At 56.9% G+C, this 6,400-nt stretch carries 4 protein-coding genes; 1 reads left to right on the top strand and 3 read right to left on the bottom strand.

The features are described 5' to 3' along the window. Positions 1-167: 167 nt before the first annotated feature. Positions 168-2,015 (bottom strand): N-acetylmuramoyl-L-alanine amidase, encoded by a 1,848-nt coding sequence (locus tag JW953_01085; GenBank protein ID MBN1991269.1) that lies wholly within the window; start codon positions 2,013-2,015, stop codon positions 168-170. 186 nt (positions 2,016-2,201) lie between these two features. On the opposite strand from JW953_01085, the gene JW953_01080 reads away from it, so the two are divergent. After that, complete coding sequence (locus JW953_01080; protein MBN1991268.1) at positions 2,202-3,149, top strand: hypothetical protein; 948 nt, start codon at positions 2,202-2,204, stop codon at positions 3,147-3,149. A gap of 10 nt (positions 3,150-3,159) precedes the next feature. Here JW953_01080 and rsmD read toward each other — a convergent pair whose 3' ends face one another. Next, complete coding sequence (gene rsmD, locus JW953_01075; protein MBN1991267.1) at positions 3,160-3,726, bottom strand: 16S rRNA (guanine(966)-N(2))-methyltransferase RsmD; 567 nt, start codon at positions 3,724-3,726, stop codon at positions 3,160-3,162. A gap of 83 nt (positions 3,727-3,809) precedes the next feature. Continuing rightward, entirely contained in the window at positions 3,810-6,371 is a 2,562-nt protein-coding gene (locus JW953_01070) for an SH3 domain-containing protein (protein MBN1991266.1), read from the bottom strand. Between the last annotated feature and the right edge of the window lie 29 nt (positions 6,372-6,400).

The following is a 6,400-nucleotide window of genomic DNA, read 5'->3' as shown; positions in this document are numbered from 1 at the left end:
TTGACCCCAACAGGGCTGCTCAGCTAATTTAATTTTCAAGGTGCAAAAAGTGTCAACTTATTTCAGGCTGTAATTGAACCATCCCCTCTGTACTTAATTCAATTGACCGGCAGCCTGGAGATTCCTCGTCGCTCCGCTCCTCGGAATGGCATGACGACAAAAGGCAGTCATTTAAGCCCGGCCAGATAATCCTGGATTTTTTGTCTGAGTTGCGCCCCCCACCTTGCCCCCGCGTCCCATTGCTCGCCGGGGCTTTGGGTTACAACCAATTCCTTATAACCATACACCGCCTGAGGCGACAGATTCAATTCCTGGATCAGCCAGGCGATCAACTGCGCCCCGGCCTCAAGCTGGGCCGGGGTGGGGATGGCATTGGTAAAATCTCCGGCAAAACAAACCCCGATAGCTACCGGGTCATATTGGCCGGCGTGTTTGGCCTGAGTGGTCAATTCGTTGGTTTGTTGAAGCTGGCCCTGGCCGGTAACAAAATAATGGTAGCCAATGCCCGGCCAACCCTGGCTGTCTACCCGGTGTTGGGCAATCCGCTCAGCTCCCACCGTAGGGGTCACGGCCGTGTGGTGGATGATGATCCGGTCAATCTGGCTCAGGGGGCGAGAGGGGTATTGTAAGGTGGGATGGTGTTTCAATTGCCCGGTAATGTTCTGAATGGGGGGAGCGGGTCGCGCCGGCGCGGCAAACGTTTCGGTTGGGGCGGCCGGTTGGGTTGGCCCGGAGCCAAAACCAGGAGTTGGCGCAAACACCGGCGTTGGTGGATCTGCCATCCCGCTGCCGGGTTGCGCCACGGGAGACATTCCCCCCGTAGGCTGGGTTTGATATTGTTGTAATTGATTCATCAACTGGCTGTTTTGTTGGCGTAACTGCTCCAACTGGCTTTGCAACTGCGCGCTTTGGTTGAGCAACTGTTGGAGTTGACTCTGCAACTGCGTATTTTGATTTTGCAGTTGGCTCATGCCCGAAGCCACATTCCCGGTCGAGGCAATCGTTCCCGTGCTGCCAATGGGAGCCGTGGGGGTCAGAGTTAGCGGCGGTGGAGGCGCCAGTCCGGCAGCCCCGCCGGACGTGGTGGTGGCTCCAGGCTGAAACCCGGTGCTGACCGTTAGCGGTGGGAATCCGGTTGGCTGGCTGGCCCTGGCCGGCACCAGGGGCGGGCGGGTCATTTGTTGTACTGCCTGCACCACCTGATGCAGCCGTCCATCCTCGCTGCGCCAGGTAAAGCCATCCCAGGAGCGGTCTGACGAAGAGAGAATAAAAAAGGAAGCCGAATTAATGTAGGGGTATTTGAAGCACTCGGTCAAATACTCGGTAAATTCTTTGGCGTGACTGGCCTCGGTAAAGGGAATTTTGTTTTGCACGTTGGAATTGCCCACTTCGGTGAGTTCGATGATTTTGGTGGGGTAACGTTGGTGATAATGTGTAAAGCGCAAGCCCCACGCCGGCAGCAGGTGATTGCGTTCCTGGCCGGGAGGGGTTTGCCAGTAACAATGCACGCCCAGCCAATCGGCTTGCTCAATGGCCGGGCGACAGAGGTCAATCCACTCGATGTCGCGGTGGGGGATAGCCAGCCCCGGAAAACCCAACTGCGCCCAGGGACAGTAGTGTTTGATGATTTCGTAGACCCGCAGGAACCAGGCGTTAAAATCGCGGGCGTCTTCATCGGTCTGGCCCCACCCTTCGATGCGGTCCAGGTGATTCGGCTCGTTGTGGACCTCAAATTTGGCGCAGTAGGGCTGTAGCGCCATCATCTGGGGGATCATGCGCCGGGCAAAGTCCTCCGGGTTGGGGTGGCGATGCACGTCAAAATTGTTCTCGTCGTAGAGCCGGGTAATGAATTCAAGCCCCGGATTTTGGGCATGCAATTTTTTGAAGACCTCCGGCCGGGTGTGGCTCATCATCTTAAGCGTTTCTATTTTGGCCTCGCGGACAGCCCGGTAATCCGCCTCATGAAAACCGGTATCGTTGCGGCCATGCAGTCCAATGCGGCAACTGCGCGCCATGGGACGACCTCCTTGTAGCTGGATAGAACCTTAAATCCAATGTCTGATTATACAATAGGTCGGAGTCCATTGGCAACCCCTCTCACCTTAAATCCGGGCTTGCCCAAAACCTAAATTCGGCTACAATGAGCGGGTTTGAAGAAAGTCAAAACCAACGAACCATTTGGAAAGAGAGGAAAGCCGACCATGACCCATCAACCCTCACCCCAACCCACCCAACGCAGGTGGCGTATTCTGAAGATAGTTTTACTCGCCATCGTGGCCCTGATTGTTGTTGGGGGCATAGCGGCTTATGTTTTGCTGGCCGTCTCGCCCGTGCCGGAAACGTCTGATTACATCGTGGATTTGGCGCGGGTCAGGGAGTTAGCCACGCAGGGCGAGGGCGCGTTTCCGCTCCGCCTCAAGGCCATGATTTTGGCGGAGGGCGCGTTTCCCCAAATCATGGTCATTGCTGGAAGCAGTTTCCAGGAGCAGCGGATGGTTTTCCCCTCGTTCCAGGTAGTGTACGAGGACGGGACCATCATCATTGATGCCATCCAGACGCAAGCCGACCACGAAGCCATGTTCCCCGGCAAACCCTATCATCCCGAAAAGTTTGCCTTGATGCAAACCGCCATGCGTAACAGCCGCCTGATTTTAGCCACCCACGAGCATTTTGACCACATTGCGGGCCTGGCTCAATCGCCCTATCTGGACGAAATCAGGGAAAGGGTTATCCTGACCAGGGAACAGCTTGAAAACGCAGGACCGGATACGGGTTTCACCCCGGAAATGCTGGCCCAATTTACGCCGCTCGATTACGACCAGTATCACCGCATTGCTCCGGGGCTGGTACTCATTAAAGCCGCCGGCCATACGCCGGGCAGTCAGATGATGTATGTGCAGTTACAAAACGGCGCAGAGTATTTGTTGGTGGGGGATGTGGTGTGGAATTCGAAGAATCTTGAACAACTGACCGGGCGTCCCTGGCTGACCAATTTGGTTTTGGGAGAAGATAGAAAAACACACGGCCAGCAAATCAGGACGCTCGCCAACATTGCCCACAATGAGCCTATCCATTTAGTTATTTCTCACGATGGCGACCAGCTTGAAGCGTATTTTCAGCAGGGATTACTGGAGGATGGGTTTGAGTGATCGCGGGGCATTAATCGCCGTTCTCCTGCCACTCGTAAAAACAAAGCAAGGTGCTGCCATACCGGCGCTCGTCGTACAAAACCAGGTTTTGCAAAACCACCGCCTCGTTTTCTACCGGGTGAATCTGCACCACAATAGCCCCATCGGGTAAAAGCCACTGGCCAAGCTGCCGGTCGAGCATTTGCAAAGCCTTAAGCCATAACTGTTGATATTGGGGCGGGGCAATATAGATCAGGTCAAAGGGCTGTCCCGGCGGCGACTGAGCCAAAAATTTGAACGCATCCGCCCGTTTCACATAAGCCCGATTGGCCAAAACCGTCAGCCGCAGGTTTTCGCCAATGGTGCGGGTAGAGGCCTGGCTTTTATCCACAAAGGTCACGTGGGCCGCGCCCCGGCTCAACGCCTCGATGCCCACCGCCCCGGTGCCGCCAAATAAATCCAGCACCCGCGCCTCCAGTATCCAGGTGCCCAAAATATTAAAAAGCGCCTCTTTCGCCCGGTCGGTAATGGGCCGGGTCGCCTCCCCCGGAACGGCCTTTAATTTTCTGCCTTTCGCTGTGCCGGCAATAACGCGCATCTCGCTCTAAGTTCCTCAACAATAAAAAGCCGACACCTGAAGCGGCATCGGCTTTTGGCTGTTCTATTGTTTTATCCTTCGGCCTATCGCCAACTCAACACTTGTTCATCCACAAAATTGTAAGTCAGGTCAAGCTGGTCGTTCACCTCGTTGGAGAACATCTGGCGCTGGTTGGAGCCGTCGGCGTTCATCACCCAAATCTCCCAGCGACCGGCGCGGTCGGTTAAAAACGCAATCTGTGAGCCATCGGGCGACCAGGCCGAGGCCACGTTGTTCCACGGCTTCTGCTCATCTGGGCCAACGGGCACCCACAACGGGGTTTGGGTCAAGCGGACCCGGCCGCTGCCGTCGGCGTTCAAGCGGAAAATATCGTAGCCGGAACTGCCGCCCTGATTGCCGACGGTCACGGCCAGGTAACATCCATCAGGCGAAAACACCGGCGAGCCGTCATTGACATTATCGGTCAGGGGTTCACGATAATCGGGGCGATTAAGGTCAATGCCCAATAAGCCCATGCCGCTATCAGACACAATCCGCCAGGGTTGGCCGGGGTCCCAGGCGGGCCGAAAGGCATACGTGCCGCCAAAAACATCCTCAGACCGGCCATCGGCCAGGTTGACCAGGCGCAGGCCCCAATGAGGGTCGGGCGGGACCAGCCAACAAAGATAAGGCGTCATGCCCTTCATCTTGACTTCAAAGTCGTAAGCATTCATGGGCGGTTTAGGTTCGCTTTTGCTCAAATTATGGCAAATCTCGGCCACTTCCAGCCGCCCGCCGTGTTGGTAGTTGAACATGATTTGCGCACCGTCGAGCGACCAGGTGGGGCCTTTGGCTTTGCGCACTTCGTCAATGATAAGCCGTTCATTGCTGCCATCGGTGTTAATTATCCACAGCGACCCCTGGTCTCCTTGCCAGCGGGTGAAGGCCACGGCCCGGCCATCGGGGGAGAGGACCGGATCAAGCCCGTGGGTCAAACGGCGCAGGCCGCTGCCGTCAGCATTGATGAGCATGATGTCGCCGCCACTGGACAATTGCAAGGCCAGCAGGTTTTGCACCGGCCACTTGGGCGTAAACGGCTCCGGCGTAGCTGCGGGCGGAGGAGCTTCAATAGAAAACGAGGTTATCAGTGGTACCCCGGCCAGAGACCCCCGCATAGTTAAAAATTTGGGCGAAATCCAGCCGCGCCCGCCGGCCTGGGTTTCTATCAACACCCAATTGCCGCCGTCGTTTTGGGCCAATACGGCCACCAGGTCGTTGAGGGCCAACGTGCCAACCGTATCGTGATAAATGCCGGGGCCGCTCTTAATCTCCAATTCGTTGCTATCCACCCAGGCGGTTTGAACCACATAAGCCTGGTCCAGAGACCCCTCGGTCAAGGTGAGGTTGTCCGCCGGCAGCCAGCCGGCCCGGGCCTGGTTAGCCTGGATCACGGCCCAATCCCTTGCGTCGTTCACGGCCAGCACAGTTACTTTTTCATCAACATACATCGTATCCAATAGGCCGGAAGCGGCATCCGGTTCGCGCCGCAGTTCAACCCGGCGGTTGATCTGGCCCTGGGCCACCGGGGCCAGCACTTGACCCGGCAGGGTGGGTTTGTTGACCACTGCCGCTGTTGTTACTGTGCTACCGGTTGAGGAAGCACCGGTTGAGGCCGGGATGGGTTGTCCCGACATGGCCGCAATCGGCGCGAGTTGGTCGGCGGGGTGGCCGTCAACCGGGGCCAAAGAAAGAACCTGGGGCACATCGGTCAAATCGCCCTCAACTTGCAGAAAATCCACCGACACCCAACCTGTTTTATCATCAGCGGTTTTGACCAGCGCCCATTGTTTATCTGTGTTCAGGGCCAACACGGCCACTTCATCGTCACGAGAAAGGGTGCCCAGCAAGTTAAATTCAGCGCCCGGCCTTTGCCGCATATTCAACACATCATTGTTAACCCGCGCGGTGGTTGCAGGCGGCAAGTCGGCCACAAGCAAAGGCCGGAGGTTGGTGGCGCTATTGCCGGCCGGGGCGGTCTCGGCTGAACCACTCGACGCCGAGATTGCCCGGGCAATGAGCGCTGCCACCGGGTCCGGCGGCAAAACCGGCGCGCCTTCCACAGAGCCGGTGATGCGTAAAACTTCGGTAGGTAGCCAACCGTAATTCAGAGCAACGTCAATCACGTACAGCCAATCTCCGGCGGGGTTTTGGCCCAACACGCCTACCAAACTGCTTCGTTCCAGGGTGCTGACCGCAGGATACGACGTTCCCGGTCCCTGGCGGATGGTGGCGCCGTCAACGTTGGTTAAAGCCACGGCCACGGGCGCAAAATCTTTGGTGAGCAGCGAGGAAACCTGCTGCATCAACACTTCGTTCATATCGCCACTGGCCGTAGTTGTATCTTCTACCACTACGGAGGTGGTAACAGGCGCAGGGGTAGGGGTGGCGGCAGGAGGCGGGGTAGGCGTGGCCGTTGGATCCAGGGTAAATTTGGGAAAGGGAGTGGGTGAAACTGCCACGGCAGTGGGCACGGAGGTAGGCCACTCGTCCAAGTTAATCGGCAGGGCAACTTCTTTTTCCTCGGCCAGGCCCACGCCACAGCCAACTAACACGGTGGTCAGGATGAGCAGGATCGGTAAAATCCAGATTTGTTTTTGGTTCATCATAAATTGTTCCTTATTGATTTTGCCGGACC

The organism is Anaerolineae bacterium, assembly GCA_016931895.1.
GTDB lineage: Bacteria > Chloroflexota > Anaerolineae > 4572-78 > J111 > JAFGNV01.
This window is presented reverse-complemented; position numbering and strand designations above follow the sequence as displayed.

What these genes read in the sequence shown, in the direction of transcription:
- JW953_01085 (MBN1991269.1), bottom strand. Translation starts at nt 2,015, where the DNA reads ATGGCGCGCAGTTGCCGCATTGGACTGCATGGCCGCAACGATACCGGT.
- JW953_01080 (MBN1991268.1), top strand. Translation starts at nt 2,202, where the DNA reads ATGACCCATCAACCCTCACCCCAACCCACCCAACGCAGGTGGCGTATT.
- rsmD (MBN1991267.1), bottom strand. Translation starts at nt 3,726, where the DNA reads ATGCGCGTTATTGCCGGCACAGCGAAAGGCAGAAAATTAAAGGCCGTT.
- JW953_01070 (MBN1991266.1), bottom strand. Translation starts at nt 6,371, where the DNA reads ATGATGAACCAAAAACAAATCTGGATTTTACCGATCCTGCTCATCCTG.